The following is a 2831-nucleotide window of genomic DNA, read 5'->3' as shown; positions in this document are numbered from 1 at the left end:
CGCCGGTCGCGCGGGCGACCAAGGCGCGCAGCACCGGCGCCAGGATCACGAGGCGGGTGCGGGCGAGCTTGGCCGTGCCCGCCAATATGCCGGCGGCATCTCCGGCGCGGCCCGCGCGGGCGATGGTAATGAGGGTGGTGTCTTCAGGCGCGACGCCCGCCCTATCGAGGATGGCGGCGGCGCGGACGGCAAGGTCGAGATCGCCTGCGGATAGCGCCTCTCGGTAAGCGCGGATCGCGATGGGGATGTCCGGGGAGATCGTCAGGGCGCGGGCGTAATCCGCGACGGCGCGGCTCGGATCGCCGCGCTCGGCGGCGACGCGAGCCCGCAGGTAGGGTGCGAGCCCGCTCGTATCGGCGAGCGCGGGGGTCGGGGCGAGTAGGAACGCCAGGAGAAAGGCGCCGCGGCAAAGCCGCGTCGTCGATCCTCGCTTCGGCGAGGTCGGCCGAGCCGAGCGAAGCTTGCTTGCGCTTCGCGCTTGCAAGCTTCGCTCGCTACATATTCGGGTAATTAGGCCCACCGCCCCCCTCCGGCACCACCCATTTGATGTTCTGGCGCGGGTCCTTGATGTCGCAGGTCTTGCAGTGGACGCAGTTCTGGGCGTTGATGACGTATTCGGGCGCGTCGGTGTCCTCGCCCACGACCTCGTACACGCCCGCCGGGCAGTAATGGCGCGACGGCTCGTCGTAGTTGGGCAGGTTGTATTTGATCGGGTTCTCCGGATCGCGGAGCGTCAGGTGGACGGGCTGGTCCTCGGCATGGTTGGTGTTCGACAGGAACACCGACGACAGCTTGTCGAAGGTGAGCACGCCGTCGGGCTTCGGATAGACGGGCGGGGTCACCTGGTCCTTGCGCCAGAGCGACTCGTGGTCGGGATGGTGCTTCATCGTCCAGGGCATCTTCAGGCCGAAATGCTCAAGCCACATCTGGATGCCCGACAGCGCGGAGCCCGCAAAGTCGCCGAACTTCTTGACGGTAGGCACGACGTTGCGGACGACCGACAGCTCCTTGTAGAGCCATGACGCCCTGAACGCGGCCGGATAGGCGGTGAGCTCGTCGCCCTCGCGGCCCGCCTGAATCGCATCGAACGCGGCTTCCGCCGCCATCATCGCCGACTTCTGCGCGCCGTGGACGCCCTTGATGCGGGGCACGTTCAGGAAGCCGGCCGAGCAGCCGATCAGCACGCCGCCGGGGAAGGTCAGCTTGGGGATGGATTGAAGCCCGCCGTCGTTGATCGCGCGTGCGCCGTAGGAGACGCGCTTGCCGCCCTCCAGCAGCTCGGCGACTGCGGGGTGGGTCTTCCATTTCTGCATCTCGCTGAAGGGCGAGAGGTAGGGATTGGCGTAATTGAGCCAAGTGACGAAGCCGATCGACACCTGGCCGTTCGCCTGGTGGTAGATCCATCCGCCGCCGTTGGCGTGCGCGTCGAGCGGGAAGCCTTGGGTGTGGATCACGCGGCCGGGGACGTGCTTGTCCGGCGCCAAGTCCCACAGCTCCTTGACGCCCAGGCCATATACCTGTGGCTGGCTGTCGCGCTGGAGGTCGAACAGGCCGATCACCTCCTTGGTCAGGTGGCCGCGTACGCCCTCGGAGAAGAAGGTGTATTTGGCGTGGATCTCGAGGCCGGGCGTATAGTCGGGCTTGTGCGTGCCGTCGCGCGCGACGCCCATGTCGCCGGTCGCGACGCCTTTGACGCTCCCGTCCTCGTTGAACAGCACCTCGGCGGCGGCGAAACCGGGGAATATCTCGACGCCGAGTTCCTCGGCGCGGCCGGCGAGCCAGCGGCAGAGGTTCGCGAGGCTGACGGTGTAGGTGCCCTTGTTGTGAAGGAAGGACGGTGTCCACAGATGCGGCAGGTTGAACTTGCGCTTTCCGGCCAGGACCCAGTGATAGTTGTCGGTCACGGGCGTCTCTGCGAGCGGGCAATCGCCGTCGCGCCAATCGGGGAGAAGCTCGTCCATCGAGCGCGGATCGACGACCGCGCCCGACAGGATGTGCGCACCGACCTCCGAGCCTTTCTCGAGGACGCAGACCGACAGTTCCGAGCCCGCATCGGCGGCGAGCTGCTTCAGCCGGATCGCGGCGGTCAAACCCGCCGGGCCCGCGCCGACGATCACGACGTCATAGGGCATCGACTCGCGTTGGCTCATCACTTCACTCCAAGCCCGCCCGTCCGGTCGCGGGGAGGCATCATCCGGTCCCGGATCGCGATCGGGTGGATTGACGTTCGCGTCAACCTCGTCGCAATGTTTATGTAATGGGGGTTGCACCGGATTTCAGCGGGCCGTTGATCGAAGCGACGCTCGATTGGTGGCGTGAGGCGGGGGTCGACGTGCTCACCCAGGACGCCCCGCGCGACTGGTTCGCGAAGGCGGCCCCGCCCTCCCCCGTCCCGGTCGCCCTGGCGGAAGCGGGCGCGATGCTGCCGGACAGCTGGGATGCGTTTCTCGCTTGGCGCGGTGGCGAGCACGCACCCGAGGCGCATTGGGTCGGGCTGAGCGTTCTGGCGAGCGGGCCTGCCGATGCGGCGGTGATGGTGCTGGCCGATGTGCCCGACCGCGACGACTGCTCGGCGGGCAAGCTGTTGACCGGGGAGCCGGGGCGGCTGTTCGATCGCATGCTCGCCGCGATCGGGCTGACGCGCGAGGCGGTGCATCTGGTGTCGGTCTGTTCCAAGCGGCCCGCGTCCGGTCGCGTGGGCCGCGCGGACGAGGCGAGGCTGGGCGAGGTCGCGCGGCGGCATGTTGAATTGGTGGCCCCCAAGCGGCTGATGGTGCTGGGCGACGCGGCCAGCCGCGCGGTGCTCAGGATCAACGTGCTCGGCGCGCGCG

At 68.2% G+C, this 2831-nt stretch carries 2 protein-coding genes and 1 pseudogene; 1 reads left to right on the top strand and 2 read right to left on the bottom strand.

The window, feature by feature from the left end; genetic code table 11:
* Both ACFE71_RS15400 and ACFE71_RS15395 read right to left on the bottom strand, forming a co-directional pair.
* Nucleotides 1-484, bottom strand: a pseudogene (locus tag ACFE71_RS15400) (hypothetical protein); the annotation flags it as partial.
* Nucleotides 485-494: 10 nt separating this feature from the next.
* The gene (locus ACFE71_RS15395) at nt 495-2150 is read right to left on the bottom strand and encodes an electron transfer flavoprotein-ubiquinone oxidoreductase (RefSeq protein ID WP_375429638.1); all 1656 of its coding nucleotides are present in this window, start codon (nt 2148-2150) and stop codon (nt 495-497) included.
* 107 nt (nt 2151-2257) lie between these two features.
* On the opposite strand from ACFE71_RS15395, the gene ACFE71_RS15390 reads away from it, so the two are divergent.
* Nucleotides 2258-2831 (top strand): uracil-DNA glycosylase family protein (locus ACFE71_RS15390; RefSeq protein WP_375429637.1); only part of this gene is annotated, 574 nt, incomplete at its 3' end.

The sequence above is a fragment of the uncultured Sphingomonas sp. genome, from assembly GCF_964237155.1.
Taxonomy (GTDB): Bacteria; Pseudomonadota; Alphaproteobacteria; order Sphingomonadales; family Sphingomonadaceae; genus Sphingomonas.
This window is presented reverse-complemented; position numbering and strand designations above follow the sequence as displayed.

What these genes read in the sequence shown, in the direction of transcription:
- ACFE71_RS15395 (WP_375429638.1), bottom strand. Translation starts at nt 2,150, where the DNA reads ATGAGCCAACGCGAGTCGATGCCCTATGACGTCGTGATCGTCGGCGCG.